General features: G+C 33.9%; 16 protein-coding genes. 9 read left to right on the top strand and 7 right to left on the bottom strand.

The window, feature by feature from the left end:
• Positions 1 to 15: 15 nt before the first annotated feature.
• Positions 16 to 2400, bottom strand: a complete 2385-nt coding sequence (locus JVU85_RS01070) for a heavy metal translocating P-type ATPase (protein ID WP_151508072.1) — start codon at positions 2398 to 2400, stop codon at positions 16 to 18.
• Positions 2401 to 2598: 198 nt separating this feature from the next.
• Positions 2599 to 4050, bottom strand: a complete 1452-nt coding sequence (locus JVU85_RS01065) for a SulP family inorganic anion transporter (protein ID WP_103388533.1) — start codon at positions 4048 to 4050, stop codon at positions 2599 to 2601.
• A 182-nt stretch (positions 4051 to 4232) separates the two neighbouring features.
• Between JVU85_RS01065 and JVU85_RS01060 the strand changes: the two genes are divergently transcribed.
• A complete protein-coding gene (locus JVU85_RS01060) occupies positions 4233 to 4994 on the top strand; it encodes an ABC transporter ATP-binding protein (protein ID WP_204171595.1) in 762 nt (253 codons plus the stop codon).
• Positions 4984 to 6873: an FtsX-like permease family protein gene (locus JVU85_RS01055; protein WP_204171594.1), complete on the top strand. Its 1890-nt coding sequence runs from the start codon at positions 4984 to 4986 to the stop codon at positions 6871 to 6873. Before JVU85_RS01060 ends, JVU85_RS01055 begins: the two co-directional genes overlap by 11 nt.
• Positions 6874 to 7181: 308 nt before the next feature.
• Here the strand turns inward: JVU85_RS01055 and JVU85_RS01050 are convergent, their stop codons facing one another.
• Both JVU85_RS01050 and JVU85_RS01045 read right to left on the bottom strand, forming a co-directional pair.
• Positions 7182 to 7388: a hypothetical protein gene (locus JVU85_RS01050; protein ID WP_002508801.1), complete on the bottom strand. Its 207-nt coding sequence runs from the start codon at positions 7386 to 7388 to the stop codon at positions 7182 to 7184.
• A 118-nt stretch (positions 7389 to 7506) separates the two neighbouring features.
• Complete coding sequence (locus JVU85_RS01045) at positions 7507 to 8928, bottom strand: SLC13 family permease (protein WP_107376881.1); 1422 nt, start codon at positions 8926 to 8928, stop codon at positions 7507 to 7509.
• Positions 8929 to 9113: 185 nt separating this feature from the next.
• Between JVU85_RS01045 and JVU85_RS01040 the strand changes: the two genes are divergently transcribed.
• From JVU85_RS01040 to JVU85_RS01030, 3 genes are all read left to right on the top strand, one after another.
• Positions 9114 to 10310, top strand: a complete 1197-nt coding sequence (locus tag JVU85_RS01040; RefSeq protein ID WP_142019355.1) for a DUF819 family protein — start codon at positions 9114 to 9116, stop codon at positions 10308 to 10310.
• Between the two features lie 33 nt (positions 10311 to 10343).
• Positions 10344 to 10904: a sugar O-acetyltransferase gene (locus JVU85_RS01035; protein ID WP_107374036.1), complete on the top strand. Its 561-nt coding sequence runs from the start codon at positions 10344 to 10346 to the stop codon at positions 10902 to 10904.
• A gap of 324 nt (positions 10905 to 11228) precedes the next feature.
• A complete protein-coding gene (locus JVU85_RS01030) occupies positions 11229 to 12245 on the top strand; it encodes a PTS sugar transporter subunit IIC (RefSeq protein WP_107374035.1) in 1017 nt (338 codons plus the stop codon).
• A gap of 161 nt (positions 12246 to 12406) precedes the next feature.
• On the opposite strand, the gene JVU85_RS01025 is transcribed toward JVU85_RS01030, so the two are convergent.
• Positions 12407 to 13192 carry a putative hydro-lyase gene (locus JVU85_RS01025; protein ID WP_204171593.1) on the bottom strand — a complete coding sequence of 262 codons (786 nt, stop codon included), beginning with the start codon at positions 13190 to 13192 and terminating at the stop codon, positions 12407 to 12409.
• A 182-nt stretch (positions 13193 to 13374) separates the two neighbouring features.
• Between JVU85_RS01025 and JVU85_RS01020 the strand changes: the two genes are divergently transcribed.
• Positions 13375 to 13848, top strand: coding sequence for a DUF4064 domain-containing protein (locus JVU85_RS01020; RefSeq protein ID WP_002508794.1), 474 nt, complete (start codon positions 13375 to 13377; stop codon positions 13846 to 13848).
• Between the two features lie 62 nt (positions 13849 to 13910).
• Here JVU85_RS01020 and JVU85_RS01015 read toward each other — a convergent pair whose 3' ends face one another.
• Positions 13911 to 14981 (bottom strand): acyltransferase family protein, encoded by a 1071-nt coding sequence (locus JVU85_RS01015; RefSeq protein WP_204171592.1) that lies wholly within the window; start codon positions 14979 to 14981, stop codon positions 13911 to 13913.
• Positions 14982 to 15320: 339 nt separating this feature from the next.
• Between JVU85_RS01015 and pruA the strand changes: the two genes are divergently transcribed.
• Entirely contained in the window at positions 15321 to 16865 is a 1545-nt protein-coding gene (gene pruA, locus JVU85_RS01010; RefSeq protein ID WP_002508792.1) for an L-glutamate gamma-semialdehyde dehydrogenase, read from the top strand.
• A 73-nt stretch (positions 16866 to 16938) separates the two neighbouring features.
• Here the strand turns inward: pruA and JVU85_RS01005 are convergent, their stop codons facing one another.
• Positions 16939 to 17493, bottom strand: a complete 555-nt coding sequence (locus tag JVU85_RS01005) for a TetR/AcrR family transcriptional regulator (protein WP_107382354.1) — start codon at positions 17491 to 17493, stop codon at positions 16939 to 16941.
• A 148-nt stretch (positions 17494 to 17641) separates the two neighbouring features.
• Here JVU85_RS01005 and JVU85_RS01000 point away from each other — a divergent pair, with 148 nt between their 5' ends.
• Together JVU85_RS01000 and JVU85_RS00995 are read left to right on the top strand one after the other, a co-directional pair.
• Positions 17642 to 20137 (top strand): MMPL family transporter, encoded by a 2496-nt coding sequence (locus JVU85_RS01000; RefSeq protein ID WP_204171591.1) that lies wholly within the window; start codon positions 17642 to 17644, stop codon positions 20135 to 20137.
• A 283-nt stretch (positions 20138 to 20420) separates the two neighbouring features.
• Complete coding sequence (locus JVU85_RS00995; RefSeq protein ID WP_204171590.1) at positions 20421 to 21596, top strand: M20 family metallopeptidase; 1176 nt, start codon at positions 20421 to 20423, stop codon at positions 21594 to 21596.
• The last annotated feature ends 71 nt before the right edge of the window (positions 21597 to 21667 follow it).

Genomic DNA, 21667 nt, shown 5'->3' with positions numbered 1-21667 from the left:
TTTAATAGCATACTGCTATAATTTCATGCGTTTCAAACGTAAAGCATTGGTTACGACACTGACTGAACTTAAGGCCATTGCTGCGCCAGCAACCCATGGAGCTAATAATCCTAGAGCAGCAATTGGTATGCCTGCAACATTATAACCGAAAGCCCAAAACAGATTTTGGCGTATATTACGTATTGTAGCCTTACTTGTATAGAGTGCTTTTGGTAAGAGTAATAAATCGCCACCTAAAACTGTAATATCAGCAGCTTCTATTGCCACTTCGGTACCTGTACCAATAGCAATACCTATATCAGCTGTTACTAAGGCAGGTGCATCATTAATTCCATCGCCAACCATTGCTACTTTTTTATTTTGTTGTTGCAGTGACTCGATGACTGCTGCTTTTTCTTCAGGTACGACGTCAGCAATAACTGTATCAATGCCCACTTGTTGTGCTATAGCGTGTGCAGTACGTTGATTATCACCAGTTAACATTACGACCTCGATATTTTGTTGATGTAGTAACTCAATCGCTTGTTGTGCTGTAGCTTTCACTGTATCAGCGACTGCGATTAAGCCACTATATTCTTTGTTAATTGCAATAAGCATAGTTGTTTTACCGGCATCTTCATAATTTTGCATAGTGTTATTAGCCATTGAAATATCTACGTCATACTGATCCATTAATTGACGATTGCCAATGAGAATAGTATGGTTGTCGACTGTAGCGACAATGCCTTTGCCAGGCAATGCTTCGAACGTCTCAGGTTGTGATAATGTTATTTCGTGCTGTTGAGCATAAGTGACTATTGCTTCAGCTAATGGATGTTCGGAGCCCTGTTCAGCACTGGCCAATAATTGTAATGTAGTATTTGAACCAGTAAAATCAGTTACTTCAGGTGTTCCTTTTGTAATTGTGCCTGTTTTGTCTAAGACGATGGTATTGATATTATGAGTATGCTCAATATAAGAACCACCCTTAAATAATATACCATGTTCTGCTGCTTTTCCTGTGCCTACCATGATTGAAGTTGGTGTAGCTAAACCTAAGGCACATGGACAAGCGATTACTAAAACTGCAATAGATGCAACTAGAGCATGTTCGATTTGTCCAACTTGTACTAAAGTGATCCATACGATAAATGTTAGTATAGCAATCGCTACTACAATGGGTACAAAATAACCGGAAATAGTGTCTGCTAGGCGTTGAATAGGTGCTTTAGAGCCTTGTGCTTGTTCGACCACTTGTACTATAGAAGATAGCGCTGTATCTTTGCCTACTTTCGTTGCTTCCATAGTAATGACACCATTTTTATTCATAGTGGAACCTATGACTTCATCATTTTCAAATTTAGTTACTGGCATAGATTCACCTGTAATCATTGAAGTGTCAATAGAAGTAGTACCTTTAATCACAAGTCCATCGACAGGTATTTTTTCTCCTGGTTTAACAATAAGATGATCGCCAACAACAACTTCTTTTAATGGGATCATTTGCGTAGTACCATTACGAATTACGCGTGCTTCTTTAGCTTGTAAATTTAACAATGTACTTAAAGCATTAGTCGTTTGAGATTTAGCACGTGCTTCTAAATATTTACCTAATAAGATAAGTGTGATCAATACTGCACTTGTTTCAAAATAAAGATGTGGTGTGATTTGTGGTTGGACAATCCATTTTATAGTTTCAAATAGACTATAGAAGTAAGCAGCACTTGTACCTAATGCTACTAATACATCCATGTTAGCCGAACCACTACGTAAACTTTTGTAGGCACCTATATAAAATTGCCAACCAATACCAAATTGTACAATAGTAGCTAAGGTTAATTGAAAGTATGGATTCATTAAGATGGCGGGCATTGGCAAATTAAATAAATGAACAAACATGGTCAAGAGTAGTGGTAACGAGAGTATGGCTGAAATAATAAGTTTCAATCGTTTACGCTTTAGCTCTTTACTTTTTTGAGAAACTTTATCTCCAGCTGTTGCTTTTAGTTGCGCATCGTACCCGATATTTTGTATACGAGCAATTAACGCTTCTGGCGTAGTGACTTCTGGATTGTACGCAATGTTAGCTTGTTCTGTAGTTAGATTCACATTGGCCTGTGATACACCATCTGTACGATTAAGTATTTTTTCTACACGAGTAGAACAAGCAGCACACGTCATACCTAAAACATCGAGTTCAGTTGTTTCGGTAATTACCCCATAACCAGTATTTTGAACGGTTTCAGTGATAGTTTCGAGTGACGTAGAATTAGGATCATAGTCTACAGTCGCTTTTTCTGTTGTAGGGTTGACCGTTGCAACGACATCAGGCAATTTATTCAAATTTTTTTCTATGCGATTGGCACAAGCAGTACAAGTCATACCGGTAATACCAAACGTAGTTTTATGAGAAGTAGCCATCTCTGAGTTCCCTCCTAATGTGTTATCTTGTCTTCAATATACCCCCTATAGGTATTAAAGTCAAACATTAAATTTAAAAAGAGTAGATGCGCACGGCCTAGTTATATATTAGGTTTCGTGGTTCTACTCTTAGCATACTAGTTATTAAATTTTGTTATTTCAAACAACCACGTTACGAGTAAAGTCATAGTGGAAATCTTAAATTAAATGTTTTTTATTGATGTCGCTTAATGCTGATATAATTTTATGACTATCTTTATTCAAGTGTTGAAGGTATACAGTGTTATGCTTTTTGTTAAACTGTTCAATAAGTGTATCTATGGCATTGACAGCAGAGTCATCCCATAAATGTGCATTCTTAAAATCTAAATAAATTGTTTTATTTGTTACATCAAAATCGAGTTGATTCATTAAAGCATCAATAGAGACAAAAAAGATTTGACCACTAATTGAATAGTAAATCGTATCAGCTGAGTCACTGCGTTTAACTGTAATATTAGAAATTTTTGTGGCAAAGCACAATGCGCTGACAATAACACCAGCTACGACGCCTAAAGCTAGGTTATCTGTAGCTAAGACAATAGCGACAGTTAACAACATCACTACTGCATCTGTACGTGGTGCGTTTTTTATAAAATTGAAAGATTTCCAATTGAAGGTACCTACTGACACCATAACCATTATGCCCGCAAGAATCGGCATAGGAATTTGAATGACCCACTCACCAAAGACTAGTATTAAAATCATTAAAAATACACCAGCTGTAAAAGTAGATAAACGTGTCGTAGCACCAGAACGTACATTAATAACAGATTGACCAATCATAGCACAACCGCCCATGGCACCAAAAAAGCCGGTAATTAAATTAGCAACACCTTGGCCACTAGATTCTCGGTTTTTATTACTAAAACTATCAGTAGCATTGTCTACGATACGTGCAGTTAATAAACTTTCAACTAAGCCCACTATAGCCATGGACAATGAATAAGGAAAAATGATTTTCAACGTTTCAAACGTAAATGGTACATCTGGTATTAAAAAATGTGGTAATGTACGTTTGATATCACCTAAATCACCAACAGTCTTAACATCTGCACCAGTTAACATTGCTGTTATGGTTAATAAAATAATTGCGATTAATGGTGCAGGAATACGTGTGAATACTTGAGGTAACAAATATATAATGAGTAAGGTAATAATGGTAAAGACATAAGTAGCAATAGAAATGCCAAAAATATGTTTGAGTTGTGTAAGGAAAATTAATATTGCTAAAGCATTAACAAAGCCAATCATGACAGAGTTTGGAATAAATTTCATTAAACGTCCGATTTTTAAAATTCCAAATAAAATCTGTAAAATTCCCATTAAAATAGTAGCGGCAAATAAGTAGTTTACACCATAATCTCTTACTAACGGAACAACTACTAAAGCAACAGCACCTGTAGCTGCTGAAATCATTGCTGGTCGTCCACCAACAATAGAAATGACTACTGCAATAATGAATGAGGAATATAAGCCCACCATCGGATCAACGCCGGCGATTATAGAAAAGGATAACGCTTCAGGTATAAGGGCTAAAGCGACAACGATACCAGCTAAAACATTAGTAACGGGGTCAGTTAGCCATTCTCTTTTTAATTTAGATAACATGCTTTTTACTCCTTGATTTGATTTCAATTTAACTATTATATCATAGAGAAAATAGCAAAATTAGTGCAGATGTGACAATTTTGTCATTTGAGATAGGTCATTTGTTAGGTGAATGCAACGAGAAAAAAATTTAATTTCTATACAATAGATTTATCGATAATAACAAAAAAGGAGTGTTTAAGTTGGTATTATTAAATGTCAAAGGACTTACTAAAAATTACGGTAATCGATTTCACCAACAACAAGTGCTAAAAGGATTAGATTTTGCCATTGAAAAAGGTGAATTTGTGTCGATTATGGGCCCATCTGGTTCAGGTAAAACAACATTGTTAAATGTCTTAAGCTCTATAGACTATATTACAAGTGGGACTGTCGAAATAAATGGACATGAGCTTAGCAAAATGAAAAATAAAGAATTAGCAGCATTTCGTAAAAGTGAAGTGGGCTTTATTTTCCAAGATTATAGTGTGTTAAATACGTTAACGGTTAAAGAAAACATAATGTTACCACTGTCTATAAAAAAATTGTCTAAAGAAGAGATGACTCAGAGTTTTAATGAAATTACTGAAGCATTGGGTATTTATGACATTCGTGATAAATATCCGAGTGAAATTTCTGGCGGTCAACAACAGCGTACAGCAGCAGCGCGAGCGTTTGTGCATAAGCCTGCAATCATTTTCGCAGATGAACCTACTGGAGCATTAGATTCTAAAAGTGCACAAGATTTGTTGTTTAGATTAGAAGACATGAATAAACAATTTAATGCGACCATTGTTATGGTGACACATGATCCAGTAGCAGCAAGTTATTCGAATCGTGTCATTATGCTAAAAGACGGAAATATTCATTCCGAGTTATACCAAGGTGACGATAATAACAAAGCATTTTATCGAAATATTATTCATATGCAAGCAACCTTAGGTGGTGTCGTGAATGACATTTAATCAAATTATTTTAAAGAACTTTAAGAACAATATACGTTACTACGGTATGTATATATTTTCTTTAATCACGAGTATCGTGTTGTTTTTTAGTTTTGTGACATTAAAGTATACAGGGAGTATTAATAATGAAGATTCTAGTACGATAATTAAAAAAGGCGCAGAAATTGGTGCTAATTTTTTATTCGTAATAATAATTATATTTTTAATGTACGCAAATTACTTATTTATTAAACGTCGCACAAAAGAATTTGCGATGTATCAATTGATTGGGCTCACTAAATATCATTTGTTACGAATTTTATGTATAGAACAAAGTGTCATGTTTATCTCGACAGGACTTGTTGGAATCTTTATAGGTATTTTTGGTTCTAAAATTTTATTGATGATGGTTTTAAAAATGTTAGGAATAAGTATAGGCGTATCGATAGGATTTCAATACATGGCAGTTATCCAAACTGCGATTATGCTGTTCATTGCATTTGTTTTAATTTTAGTTCAAAGTTATATATTTATTAAAAAACGTAGTATTTTATCGCTGATGGATGATAAAGCGAAAGCTGATACGACACACAAAAAAATTACTGTCTTAGAAGTAATAGCTGGTGCGTTCGGTATTATTATGATAGCTACAGGTTATTATTTGTCGACAGAAATGTTCTCTAAATTTATTACTCAAGTAGGTATACTTATACCAGGTATTTTAATTTTGACTATAGGCGGGGCGTATTTATTTTTCAGAAGTTCCGTATCGGTTATTTTTAAATCACTGAAACGCTTTAAGCGTGGGCATGTATCTATTACAGATGTGGTGTTTACCGCTTCGATAATGCATCGTATGAAAAAGAATGCTTTATCTCTAACAATTATAGCTACTATTTCAGCTGTCACAGTGACTGTATTATGTTTTAGCGCGATAAATAAAGCGCAAGGTGACGATATGGTTGATATGCAATCACCGCAAGATATTGTTTATAATGACCAACAATCTGCTAAGAAATTAGAAAAACAATTGAATCAACATAATATCGATTATAATATTGCGTATAAAGAAGTTGCTTATGTGCCGATAAAAAAACAAGACGTGTTCAACATTGGTTCGCAAAATGTTAAAACTTCTAATGTTGTCATAACAAGTGACAAGTATTTTAAAGGTATTGAGGCACATGGTCATAAAGGGCAAGTCATCATGCCTAAATCGGCACAAGGTAATTATGACTTTAAACTGGGGCAGGACATTGTTTTCAAAGGTGACAGAGATGTTGCGATTAAATTTAATACAGAAAAAACTATAAACGCTTTTCAATCAACGGTCTCGTTTAATCAACCAGTCTTTTTGCTTAGCGATAACTTGTATCAATCATTAAAATCTTCTGCCGAGGAGACGAATAAACAATATGGTTTTACGATAAAAAATCATGACGATATGACTCAAGCGACAGACTTATCGCAAAGTATTGAACCTAAAATTGAGACACGTGATGCGATTCAAGATCGCGTACATCAATCTATCGGTATATTATTGTTTGTGACATCATTTTTAGGACTGGCTTTTTTAGTAGCATCTGGCTGTATAATTTATATCAAACAGATGGATGAAACCGAGGATGAAATCGAAAATTATCGTATTTTATGTAAAATGGGCTATACGCATCGAGATATGTTACGAGGGTTAAGTCTAAAAGTAATGGTTAATTTTGGTTTACCACTTATCGTTTCATTAGGTCATGCATTCTTTGCAGCTACAGCATTTAATCAAATTATGGGAACACAACAAATGCTGCCAATATACATTGTGATGATAGCTTATTCCATTGTATATTGTATATTTGGCATAATGTCATTTATACATTCTAGTAGAACAGTGAAGCACGCTATTTGAATTTAGCACTTGTAAGTAAAATAAGAAGTGGCATCTTATAGACTGTCGACAAAGTTTCCGACTTTGTTGGCAGTTTTTTATGCGCGCTTTCCGCGGGCACTGCTTTAGACTATAGCCTTCGGTTAGTCTACTTCTTATAAGAGTAAGACCTAAGCACTATCGATATTATAATATATAAAAATAAGCCTTGGGCGAACAATCACCTAAGGCTTGTGTATTTATAGTTATTTAGTATTTGCAAATGATTGAAGTAATTGAACATGGCTACCATTACTTCAAGTACTGGATAGAGATTACATATAAACTAGTTAAAAGAAATCTGCAGGTTTGAAGTCTTCGAAATTGAGGTTTTTGAGTGAATCAAAATTAATGTTCTCGACATTCTGTAACACTTCGCCGTTTTTAACTTGGTTATAGTAATTTGAAGCTTCCGCGGGCACATTATAATCTTGGAACGTTTTTACTACACCCAATATGAGTAAGACAGCAATGGCACCTTTAATTAATGTTTTCATAATTAGCGACTCCTTTTAGTAGTTTATAATGCTATTGTACATTTGATTTATGTTAATTACATGCGTCCTTAGTATAAAAGTGAAATCATACCTTAGCATGATACTGTAACATATGTCATTACAAACCAAAAGCAATTGGTAACCAGAAATAAACAAAGAACGAAATGATAATAATCGTAAATATATTTAAAATGAAACCGGCTTTAATCATATCTTTCATGTCTAATTCATCGGAACTAAAGACTGCTGCATTCGGTGGTGTTGATATAGGTAACATGAATGCACAAGTAGAAGATAAAGCGACAACACCCATAATGAAAAATGGATCCTGATTAATGGCTGCTGCTAATCCTATACTAATAGGCATAAGCATATTAGATACAGCTGTATTAGACATGACTTCTGTTAAGAATAAAATACCTGTAGTTAACACAATAACGATAAGGATAAGCGGTAGTGGTTCTACAATTCCTAACATACCTCCAAACCATTTGGTAAGTCCTGAATCTTCAAATGCAGCAGCTAACGATAAGCCACCGCCAAATAATAGTAAAATACCCCATGATAATTTAGACATATCTTTCCATACGAGTAATCCACCTTTATCAGCACGTGCAGGAATTAAAAACAGTAAAACTGCCCCAATCATTGCAATTACTGTATCAGATAAATGTAGTGATGCAGGTAAGGCACTGCTTGAAATCCACAGTACACTTACGATTAAAAAGACTAAACCTGTTAATTTTTCTTCGTAAGACATTGGACCTAAGTTATGTAGCTCTTTTTTAGCAAAATCAGAAGAAACTTGATCAGCATCATCGATTTTGAACAGCCATTTAGTCAGTAATAAGTAAAGGACAATTAATAAAATTATAGTAATAGGTAATGCAAAGAGCATCCACTGTGCGAATGATACTGAACGATCTAAGCTTGAAGCGGCAACGGCAGCAAATACTGCATTCGGCACTGAACCGATTAAAGTAGCAAGCCCACCTATTGAAGCAGAGTAAGCCACAGTTAATAGTAAAGCTTTAGAAAATTTATGTGCCGATTCTGGTGAGAGAAATTTTGCTGTTTTAATTTCTTCTATTAACGCTAAAGCAATGGGTAACATCATAAGTGCAGTAGCAGCATTTGAAATCCACATTGAAATAAATGCTGTCGCAATCATCGTGCCTAGAATTACATGGTTACTGCTGGATCCCATCATAGAAATAATTGTCATAGCAATACGCCGGTGTAAGTTCCACTTCTCAATAGCTAAAGCAATTATGAATCCGCCCATATACATAAATACGATCGGATCTGCATAAGCATTGGCAGCAACTTGTTCATTGGTACCACCTGTTAACGGTAATAGAATTAATGGCATTAATGAGGTTGCTGGAATGGGAATTGCTTCTGTAATCCACCACGTAGCTACGAAAACTGTTACAGCTAGGACAGCGCGTGGCGCATGGTCCAAACCTGTAATACTCGGAATAAATAAAATGATTAAAAATAGTAATGGGCCGAGAAATAACCCAATTCTTTGTTTCATAACAATCCACCCCTTTGAATGTTAAAAAGATATTGTTAAGAATATCAATTTAAATTTAGTTACACAATAATGTAACGGTAATATAAAGTAAAAATTCTGAAAATTATTGATAAAACATTATATCTTAGTAATAATAAGCAGTAATAAATTATAGATTGAGTATGGGAGAAGAGGGGGAGAATATCATGTATGTGGGGACAGTGATTGCAAAAGATGACACATGGTTACTATGGGCGATAATTATTTTATGGGCAACGGTAAGTTTAGTATTAGAACAACGTTATCGATGGGCAAGTACTATTTCAGGTGCAATTATTGCGCTAGTAGGGGCTATGGCTTTATCCAATTTTAAAATTATACCAACAGCATCACCGGTTTATGATACTGTGTGGGATTATGTAGTACCACTATCTATTCCATTATTGTTATTTAATTCTAATATTATAAAAATATGGAAAGAAAGCAGACGTTTATTAGTAATATTTTTAATTGCGTCAGTAGGTACTATGATAGGAACGGTGGTTGGATTTATTGTGTTACAACAATGGATTCCATATTTAGCGAAAATAGGTGCAATGATGACTGGTAGCTATATTGGTGGCGGGGTTAATTTTGCAGCACTTAGTGCTAAACTTAATACACCTGAAGAGATGATTTCTGCTACAGTAGTAGCTGATAATAGTGTAATGGCATTGTACTTTTTATTGTTAATTGCGATACCAGCATTACCTATCATTAAACGTCATTATCATACAGATTATGCAACTACTGACAACGAACAAGAACAACAAAATTATTGGCAACCTAAAAAAATTCAACTTTTAGATATTGCTTTATCAATTACTTGCGCGATTTTATTAGTTGCAGGTAGTTTTAAATTATCTGAAGTACTACAAGCATGGTTACCTAACAATAATTTAATATGGAATATTGTAGTATCGTTTTTTGGTGATCCTTATTTATTGTTAACAACGTTTACGCTGTTAGTCGTCGTAATTTGGGGAGACTTTTTTGAGCGTTTGGCCGGTGCTTCAGAAATTGGAACATTTTTTATTTATATATTCTTCGTTGTTATAGGTATTCCAGCTTCATTTGTTACAATTATAAGCATAGCACCATTACTATTTATCTTTGTCATTATTATATTGATATTTAATCTTGGCTTGAGCTTAGTTATAGGTAAATGGTGCAATTTTAAAATAGAAGAAATTTTATTAGCTAGTAATGCTACTGCAGGTGGACCAACAACAGCAGCAGCGTTAGCAATAGGCAAACGATGGACTAATTTAGTTGGCCCTATCCTAATAATTGGAACACTAGGGTACGTAATAGGTAACTATGCGGGCACACTAATTTATCGATTATTATTATTTTTAAGCTAACAACAGCTTGCAAATTAAGGGAGTGCAATTTTGATGAATGAAAAAGAAAAAATGCTAGCCGGGGAATGGTATGATGCTAATTTTAATGAAGAATTAGCACAAGAAAGACTGGATGCGAAAGATTTATGTCATATGTTGAACCAAGTTAAGCCTAGTGCATTAGAACAACGTCAAGCTATCTTAACGCAACTATTAAACTATGAACCACAGCAAGTAGAACTGCTAAGTCCTTTCATGGTCGATTATGGTTATAATATCAAATTAGGGCAAAATGTTTTTGTGAATCACGATTGTTACTTTATGGATTGTGCAACTATTAATATTGGAGATAACACGTTTATCGGACCTAAATGTGGTCTTTATACGGCGAATCATCCATTAGAAGCGACTAAACGTAATGCAGGTCTAGAACAGGCCTTACCAATTACAATAGGTCCGAATGTATGGTTGGGTGCGAATGTAGTCGTGCTGCCAGGTGTTACTATTGGAGAAGGCAGTGTTATTAGTGCAGGCAGTGTCGTGACCAAAGATATCCCGGCTCAGTCACTAGCTATGGGTACACCAGCAAAAGTAATGAAAGATATTACTACATAAGGCTAGGTTTATTTCATATTAAATTAAAATAGAGCAACATCACAATACCAACACTAACTGAGTATGGCCAACTGCTATGCCAAAGTTAACGTTGGTATTTTGTTTGCTGTGATTTAACACTGTATATTCTTTAAGTTGATTCTTGTTAGTGGGAAAGTTGTGTCATATTTTGATATAAATTTAATAAATATTATAAAATGTTCCGCGGAGCTTATTACTAAATAAATAAAATTGTTCGGAATATATTAAAAAATATGTTAAAATGATTATTCGTGACAATATAAAAATAATTAGTTATTTAAGAAAAAGAGAGGAAAGAAGTACATGGATATTCTGATAGGGACTATATTTTTAGTAATAGTATTAGCATTGTTTACGCTATTTACATATAAAGCGCCTAGTGGTATGAAAGCAATGAGTGCTTTGGCAAATGCTGCTATCGCTACATTTTTAGTAGAGGCTTTCCATAAATATGTAGGTGGAGATTTATTAGGTATTAAATTTTTGGGGGAATTAGGTGACGCTGCTGGTGGCTTAGGTGGTGTAGCTGCAGCTGGCTTAGTGGCTTTAGCTATCGGTGTGTCTCCAGTTTATGCTTTAGCTATTGCTGTATCATGTGGTGGTTTGGATCTTATACCTGGTTTCGTTGCAGGTTACGTCGTAGGCTATGTAATGAAATATGCTGAAAAAAGAGTACCGGATGGTGTTGATTTAATTGTAGGTATTTTATTAATAGCACCATTAGCACGCTTATTAGCAACAGGTGTTACTCCATTAGTAAATAACTCACTTATGAAGATTGGTGACATTATTCAAAATTCTATGGATGTAAATCCAATTGTGATGGGTCTGATATTGGGCGGTATAATTACAGTTGTAGGTACAGCACCATTGAGTTCTATGGCACTTACTGCACTTTTAGGAATGACAGGCTTACCTATGGCTATTGCTGCAATGGTATCATTTGGTTCATCATTTATTAATGGTACTATGTTCCATAAATTAAACTTAGGTGACCGTAAGTCTAAGATTGCGGTATGTATTGAGCCGTTATCACAAGCAGATGTTGTTTCTGCGAATCCGGTACCGATTTATACGGCTAACTTTATTGGTGGCGCACTTGGGGGAGCAGTTATTGCATCGTCTGGTATGATTAATGATGCTACCGGTACCGCAACACCATTAGCAGGATTTTTAGTGATGTTTGGTTTTAATAATCCGATTACAATTCTTATTTATGGAGCCATTTTAGGTGTGATTGGACTCATTGTAGGATATGGCGCATCTAAAATATTTAAAAACTATCCAATTATTACGAAACAAGAATTAGAAAACAGATAGCGAATAAAATAATAAAGCATTTGGGACTAATGAATGTACCAAATGCTTTATTTTTGTATAATTTTAAATGAAAGTTATAATAATTAAAACGATGTTAAATTTTTGGAGTTATGTGAACAGCTAATTTCAGTAATAACTAACTGGTAGTTGCTTGATTGCTTTTATTGTGACATTTCACTATCACGAATATCTGTAATAAACATATGACCAGGTGAATGAGTAATCATAAGTGGTGGTTTAACGTTAAGTGCTACAGATTGTGGTGTGACGCCACAGCCCCAAAATACAGGTATTTCATTCGTATTTATCGTGACAGCTTCACCAAAATCAGGTTTATTAATATTTTTAATGCCAATTGTTTCAGGATCTCCGAAGTGAAGCGGTGTACCGTGTACATCTTTAAAACGAGTAGTAATTTCTGTTGCTTTAAGGGCCTGTGCCACTGTCATTGGACGCATACTTACAGTTGTTGGACCGCTAAATATCCCACTAGCTGCGGTTGGAATATTTGTGATATACATTGGTACATTATGTTGTTCTTCAATGTGTCGGATTGGAATTTGAGCTTCAAGTAAAGCGTGTTCGAACGTAAAACTACAACCAATTAAAAAACTCACTAAGTCATCATTATATAAGTGTGTGATGTCTGTAGGTGTTTCAACGAGCTCACCATCTTTATAAACACGATATTCAGCTACATCAGTACGAATATCAGCAGAGTTAGCAAAGTATGGAAATGAAGTAGAACCAACTTCTGAGACATCAAGCAACGGGCAAGACTTAGGATTTCTAAAACAAAATTTTAAAAAATCATAGGCATAAGCGGAAGGTAAAATGACCACGTTAGCTTGTACATAACCTTTAGCTAAACCACTAGTATGTCCATCGAGCATACCATGTCGAATGTAATGACGTAATTGTTCTGGTGATGCGTTTTGTATATTCATAATGAATCCCCCTTGTAATTATAATCTTATTCTAGCAGAAATATTTAATTATTAGTTTTGAACAAATACTAAAGTTACTTGAAAATAACTCAAATAATAAAATCAGTCTAAAGTTCTTTTGCCTTGTGCAACATAAAAAATGTATAATTAGCGTAAGAAATTGGTTTGAGGGAGGGACAATCATGAAACGAACAACAGAAAAAATATTAACTTGGGTAGGAATCTTAGTGCAATTTGTAGTTATTGCGGCGTCTGCGCTAGCATTACCATTTCTCAATGATGCAAGTATTAAACAGAAAGTGCTACCACTAATAGCAACTGCCAATAACAATCCAAACATTGCACAATTTACTGATCAATTATCACCTAGTACGTTATTTGATTATATGAAGCAAGGTGCATTACTTGTATTAGCAATTTGTGTAGTATGTTGTATTATAGCGATGCTTAGTGTCACAATGATGGGCAAATTTGCGAAATTTACAGGCATTCTGTTGATTTTAATTGCACTTATTAACGTCTTAACAGTTAATGTTGTTTCATCATTATTATGGTTTATTGCAGGCATTATGTTAGTGTTACGTCGACGTAACACTAAACAAAGAAAACAAAAAAAGCAACAAAAGCAAAGAAAACAACAAAAACGCAAAGCTTAATATACATAAAGAGAGCGTCCAAATAACCTTGATAGTAAAGGATGTTTGGACGCTTTGCTATGTTAATCAACTTTGCCGTGTTTATAACTCTCGTATACTTTGTCATATTTAATATGGCCAATGCCACCTATAATATATTTACCCCATTTAAATTGATTGATTAAATATGCTAAACAAATAGCTACTGTTACCGTAATTATAAAGGTAAAAACAATATTACGAATAGCACTATCTTCTCTTAATAATCCTAATTGATTAACAAAGAAATAATGAAGCAAGTATATACAAAATGAATAGTTACTAATAAAAATGATGAATTTTGGAACGTATTTAAAATACGCTGAAAATAAGAAAAATAATAAAATAATCATCGTCACATAGATAGGAATATCAAAACGTTTTGATTCTACCCATGTGCTAACACCTGAGACATAATTGAAAATTAAAAATGCTGTACTTAGCAAAGTACCTAACAAAATGGGCCAAGTATATTTTTTAATATTAGCCATCAGTTTTTCATAATATATACCAGTATAAAAACCTAAAATAAAGTAACTCAACCAACCTAAGAATAACATCCAACCTTCACGATCCCAGAACCAAGCTAATATTGGCGATTCTGGTTGTGGAATAAACTGTCTAATGCCCCAATAAACTGTAGCAAATAGTACTGAAAAAAGAACCATTAAGATAGGATTACGATTGACTAGATACTTTGAAAATAGAAAATGCAAAATATAGAATTGCAGAATGATAACAATGAAATAAGTAACTGCTGCTCCGTGAAACATTGTTGATTCTAGAAAACCTAAAAATTCAGTAAAAGTTTTTGGCTTAAAATAAAAATAAGAGATTCCTATATTTATACAAACATAAGGAATGCCAAGAAATAATAACTTATCTTTGAAAAAGCCCTTTTTAATTGAAGTATGATAATTTTTTGCTAGTAAAAATTCAGAAATAAACACAAATAAGGGTGTGCTAAACATTAATAATAATTGTATGACTCGGATTAAGGTACCTTTTCCTATATTATCGCTTTGAATAAACGTGGTTGTTATAGCATGTATTAAAACAATGCTCAAACAAGCTAGGGCACGCATCCAAAAAATAACCGAGGTATAAGTTTTCATGTGAACAACAAAACCTTTCACTTCGTATTTTATGTATTTTAAATTAATGACGTGATTTCAATTAATCGAATAAACAGCTTAACACATTAAATTTAATCACAATATAAATATAATGTAAAAAATTATTAATTTTCGATTACGCTGAAGCAAATAGCATATTAATTTATCAAACAGAATAAACTTGCAACCCTCGATTGAATTAAATTGTAAGCTTAATATTAATTTTAAAATAAATTGTTGGAAGCGATTGCAATTCTACTCTTGAATCGCTAGAATATAACTAATAAATGGATTTTTCCATTTTAGTTTTCTATTTACAAACGATATGGAGGTAGAAAAATGGTAGTTAATTATCACAATGAACCAGGTATTGATTTTACAAATCAACAAAATGTTGAGTCTTTCAAGGAAACATTAAAGAAAGTGAAAGGTGAATTAAACCAAAAAATTCCATTAGTAATTAATGGGGAAAAGATTTACACAGATGATACGTATCAATCAGTTAATCCAGCAAAAACAACTGAAATTATTGCAGAAGTGTCAAAAGCAACACAAAAAGAAGTAGATAAAGCTTTTGATACTGCAAATGAAGCGTATGAATCTTGGAGAAAATGGTCTCACAGAGATCGTGCTGAGTTTTTACTACGTGTTTCTGCAATTATTCGTAGACGTAAAGAAGAAATTTCAGCAGTTATGGTTTATGAAGCTGGCAAACCTTGGGACGAAGCAGTTGGTGATGCAGCAGAAGGTATCGACTTCATTGAATATTATGCAAGATCAATGATGGAACTCGCTGATGGTAAACCCGTATTAGATAGGGAAGGCGAGCACAATAAATATTTCTATAAACCAATTGGTACAGGTGTGACAATTCCACCATGGAACTTCCCGTTTGCAATAATGGCAGGCACGACTCTAGCACCAGTAGTTGCTGGTAACACTGTGTTACTTAAACCTGCTGAAGATACGCCATTAACAGCTTATAAATTAATTGAAATTTTAGAAGAAGCTGGTTTACCAAAAGGTGTAGTTAACTTTGTACCTGGTGATCCGAAAGAAATTGGTGATTACCTTGTAGATAGTAAACATACACACTTCGTGACGTTTACTGGTTCAAGAGCGACTGGTACTCGTATTTTTGAACGTGCTGCAAAAGTACAAGAAGGACAAAATTTCTTAAAACGCGTTATCGCTGAAATGGGTGGTAAAGATGCGATTATTGTAGATAATGAGATTGATACAGATTTAGCTGCCGAAGCAATTGTTTCTTCAGCTTTTGGCTTTTCAGGTCAAAAATGTTCTGCATGTTCAAGAGCTATTGTCCATAAGGATGTATATGATGAAGTGTTGGAAAAAGCAGTTAAACTCACTAAAGATTTAACTGTGGGTAATACAGAAAACAATACGTATATGGGTCCTGTAATTAACCAAAAACAATTTGATAAAATTAAAAACTATATAGAAATTGGAAGTAAAGAAGGCAATTTAGAACAAGGTGGCGGTACTGATGACAGTACAGGTTACTTTGTAGAACCAACAATTATCTCAGGACTAAAATCACAAGACCAAATAATGCAAGAAGAGATTTTTGGCCCAGTTGTTGGATTCGTTAAAGGTTCAAACTTCGATGAGCTATTAACAATTGCTAATGATACAGACTACGGTTTAACAGGTGCGGTTATTACAAATAATCGTGAAAATTGGCAAAAAGCAGTACGTGACTATGATGTAGGTAACTTATATCTAAATCGTGGTTGTACAGCTGCAGTAGTAGGATATCATCCATTTGGTGGATTTAAAATGTCTGGTACAGATGCCAAAACTGGTAGTCCAGATTACATGTTAAATTTCTTAGAACAAAAAGTTGTTTCAGAAATGTTTTAATTTAATGTTTTAATTTAAAAAAGTCCCGTTGCACTTTGCATGTAACGGGGCTTTTTATGTTAGAAATGCCAACTTAATCATCCTGAACTTTGATATTAATAAGTGTATGATAAATTTTGTCTAATTCATGTGGTGACAAATCCATATTGTAATCATTTTTCCAAGACATAATACCATGCAATGTAGAACCGTAAATGTAAAAAATGAGTTCGCTCGGTATTTTATCATCAACAGTTATACGGTGTTCATTTTTTTTAATATCATTCTGCAAAACCGTAATGAAATGATTTACTAAAGTTTCTTCAAGCTCTCGATCATTTTCTTGTTTACGTGAAATGCGCTCTAAAAATTCTACGTTGGTGAATGATTCAAACATAGTCGAAAAAGGTTTATTAATACGATCGCTAATGTCAGCTGAGAAAAAGCCATTCGTTAAGTCAGTGACTAAATAAATTAATAAATCGTATTTATCATAGAAGTGTTTATAAAATGTGGTACGATGGACTAACGCGTCTTCGCATATTTGATTAACAGTAATTCCAGAAAATTCCTTTTTATCTAAAAGTGTAAAAAGGCTTTGTGATAATGCGCGTTTCGTTTTTATAACACGTAAATCAGAATGATTCATTCTACAATCCTCCTGTTTTTGTAGTTTAAATATACATATAATAATTATTATTTCTTTAAAATTGGGGGAATTACTAGTAGTATAGTACTGTAAATAATCTACACTATATATTTAGACTATAACGTTGATTAAATAAGGAGGCAATAGCTTGGCAAAATTTTTATATAAAATAGGTTCATTTATGGCCAAAAATAAATGGTGGGCGCTTATAGGATGGTTGGTTGTGTTAGCAGCAATTATCATACCTTTAACATTTAATGCACCTAAATTTGATAATGATATTACAATGAATGGACTTCAATCATTAGATACTAACGATAAGATTGAAGAAGAATTCGATCAAGATAGTGAAAAAGCACAAATTCGTGCGGTCATTAAATCAGATACAGATGATGGTATTGTTAAACAAGATGTCATGAAAGATGTCCAAAGTACGTTAGATGATATTAAAGACGGTGACAAGGACATTAAAAATGTAGCTGATCCATATGAAAGTAAACAAATAAGTAAAGATAAAACGACATTATTTGCTGATATCAATTATGATATTAGTGCGACTTCTATTACAGATGACAATAAAGATAACGTACAAGATAAAGTAAACGACTTAGAAGATAAACATAATGTTCAAGTAGAATTAATGGGTTCAGGTATGGAATCTACTGAAATAGGTGGTAGTTCCGAACTTATAGGTATTATTGTGGCATTTGTAGTATTACTTATTACATTTGGTTCATTTATAGCTGCTGGTATGCCTATTATTAGTGCACTTATCGGTTTAGGTTCTGGCGTTGGTATTATCTCGTTATTAACTTATGCCTTTGACATACCTAACGTGACTTTAACTTTAGCAGTTATGATAGGTTTAGCAGTTGGTATAGATTATGCGTTATTTATACTCTTTAGATACCGACAAATTATGAAAACAGAAACCGATCATATTAAAGCTATAGGTTTAGCTGTAGGTACAGCAGGAAGTGCAGTTGTCTTTGCCGGTATTACAGTAATTATTGCTGTGTGTGGTTTAGCACTTGTAGGCATCGATTTCTTAGCAGTTATGGGTTATGCTTCAGCAATTAGTGTATTGGTAGCTGTTATCAGTGCATTAACATTATTACCAGCTATAATTAGTATTTTCCATAAACAAATTCAGCCTAAACAAGCTAAATCTGAATTTGCCAACGATGTTGAGACACCATGGTCAAAATTTGTTGTTGGTAAGCCGTTAGCAGCAGTTTTAATAGGTCTTATTATTTTAGTATTAGCATCAGTACCAGTTAAAGATATGCGTCTAGGTATACCTGATGATGGTATGAAACCAGCAGATACTACGCAGAAAAAAGCCTATGATATTATTTCAGATAAATTTGGCGAAGGATTTAATGGTCAAATTGCAATGCTCGTCAATGTCAAAGATAAAAAAGATAATCCACAAGAATTACAAAAAGATTTACAAGACATGTCCAAAGATATTAATGATATGGATAATGTTGATATGACAACACCACCACAACTAAGTGATAGTAAAGATTATGCACTAGTTGCAGTAATTCCAGAAAAAGGGCCAAATGCTCAATCTACAAATGATTTAGTACATGATTTAAGAGATTATAAAGATGATGCACAAGATAAATATGACTTTAAAACTGAAGTATCAGGTCAAAGTGTAATCAATATTGACATGTCTCAAAAACTAAATGAAGCTATTCCATTATTTGCTGGAGTAATTGTAGCACTTGCCTTCATTCTATTAATGGTTGTGTTCCGTTCGATTATTATTCCATTAAAAGCAGTATTAGGATTTGTGTTATCCTTAACAGCAACACTTGGTTTTACGACATTAATTATGCAAGAAGGCTTCTTGTCTAATATATTTGGTATAGATACTACAGGACCATTACTAGCATTCTTACCAGTTATAGCGATAGGATTACTATTTGGACTTGCAATGGACTATGAAGTATTCTTAATGTCTCGTATTCATGAAGAATATAGTAAAACACGCAATAATGAACATTCTATTAAGGTAGGTATTAAAGAAAGTGGACCTGTTGTAGTAGCCGCTGCGTTAATCATGTTCAGTGTATTCATTGCTTTCGTTTTCCAAGATGATGTCATGATTAAATCTATGGGAATTGCACTAGGATTTGGTGTATTATTTGATGCATTTGTTGTCCGTTTATTATTGGTTCCAGCATTGACGCAATTATTTGGTAAAGCTTCTTGGTATATGCCAAGTTGGTTGAACCGTATATTACCTAATGTTGATATTGAAGGACATGCATTACAAGAGCATAAACAATCAGCATCAACGTCAAATAGTACTGAAACTTATAATAGAAGTTTCCATATAGCTGGACATCAACAATCCGTTTCGGCTAATGCTAACAATACACTGCACGTTGATAATGCAACAAAAGAAATTTATAATAATATAGCTCAACAAACACAGAACTCACATTTCTTATATGAAGCGCTAAAACAATATCAATCACAACAAACAACTACTGCAAATGTTAAGCAACCAGATCCAAACAACACGTCTGATGAAGCGTTGTTGCAATTATTACAACAACAAAGTGATAATATTAAACAACTTAATGAAATCATCGAGCAAGTGATTGAACAGCAAAATAGAAAATAATAAAATAGCAGCAATTGTGGTTACTTTCTTTCAGTTACGTCACGGTTAATTGTAATCACATACTGCTTTAATGAAATAAGGCGTGAATTTAAGGCTGGAACAATTATGTTCCAGCCTTAAATCGTTTATTAAAGACTAATAGTTAAAGGTCAGCGTGTGAGCTAATCGTTATTAGGAAATATAATACTAGAGGATATAAAGTAAATCTCTGCAATCTATCATGTTTTAATTTATAGTTAATAGTGTATAAAGTAATTAAATTCATTGATAGGGGTAACATAATATGGTAAATCAATTAGTACAAAAATTGAGAGAAAAAGAAGACAAGATGATTGAAATTCGTCGATATTTACACCAACATCCAGAATTATCTTTTAAAGAAGAAGCTACACCAAAGTATATTGAAGAATTTTATGAAGGTAAAGATTGTACGGTAGAAACCAATGTAGGACCCAAAGGCTTAAAAGTGACAATTGATAGTGGTAAGCCAGGTAAAACATTAGCTATAAGAGCTGATTTTGATGCTTTGCCAATTCAAGAGGACACAGGGCTATCATTTAGTTCGAAAAATGAAGGCGTTATGCATGCTTGTGGTCATGATGCACATACTGCATACATGCTTATTTTAGCTGATACGTTAATTGAATTAAAAGATCAATTTACAGGTAAAGTAATTGTCATTCATCAACCTGCTGAAGAAGTACCTCCAGGTGGAGCGCAAGCGATGATTAAAGATGGTGTATTAGATGGCGTTGATCATGTACTCGGAGTTCATGTGATGAGCCATATGCCAGCTGGAAAAGTACTATATGGTAGTGGCAATGTACAAACAGGGAGAGATATCTTCAAATTAAAAATTACGGGTAGCGGTGGCCATGGATCGTCACCTCATACAGCAAATGATAGTATCGTGGCAGGGGCATATTTTGTCAATTCGGTACAAACTGTTGTTTCACGTAGATTAAATCCTTTTGAAACAGGCGTTGTTACGATTGGTTCCTTTGACGGTAAAGGTCAATTTAATGTCATTAAAGAAAGTGTAGAATTAGAAGGTGATGTGCGTGCGTTAACAGATGATACGAAACATACGATTCAAAAAGAAGTTAAGCGTTTAGTTCATGGTCTTGAAGAAACATTTGGTGTAACTTGTGAACTAAAATATACAGACGATTATCCAGCACTATATAATGATCCAGATTTTACAGACTATGTAGTGACAACGTTACAAAACGCGGAATTACCCGATATAGAAGCCGTTGAAGCATGCGAACCACAACCGCCTTCTGAAGATTTTGCATATTATGCTAAAGAGCTTCCTAGTACGTTTATTTATGCAGGTGCGGCACCAGATGATGGTAAAATTTATCCGCATCATCATCCGAAATTTAACATTAATGAAAAGTCATTATTAGTTGCAGCTGAAGCAGTGGGCACAGTAGTATTAGATTATTTAAAATAAATATAACTAAAAGAGACTAGGACGAATATTGATTCGTCCTAGTCTCTTTTTACATTGGCAGTAGCTGACTG

This window comes from Staphylococcus sp. GDY8P72P (assembly GCF_016890655.1).
GTDB classification, from domain to species: Bacteria; Bacillota; Bacilli; order Staphylococcales; family Staphylococcaceae; genus Staphylococcus; species Staphylococcus arlettae.
This window is presented reverse-complemented; position numbering and strand designations above follow the sequence as displayed.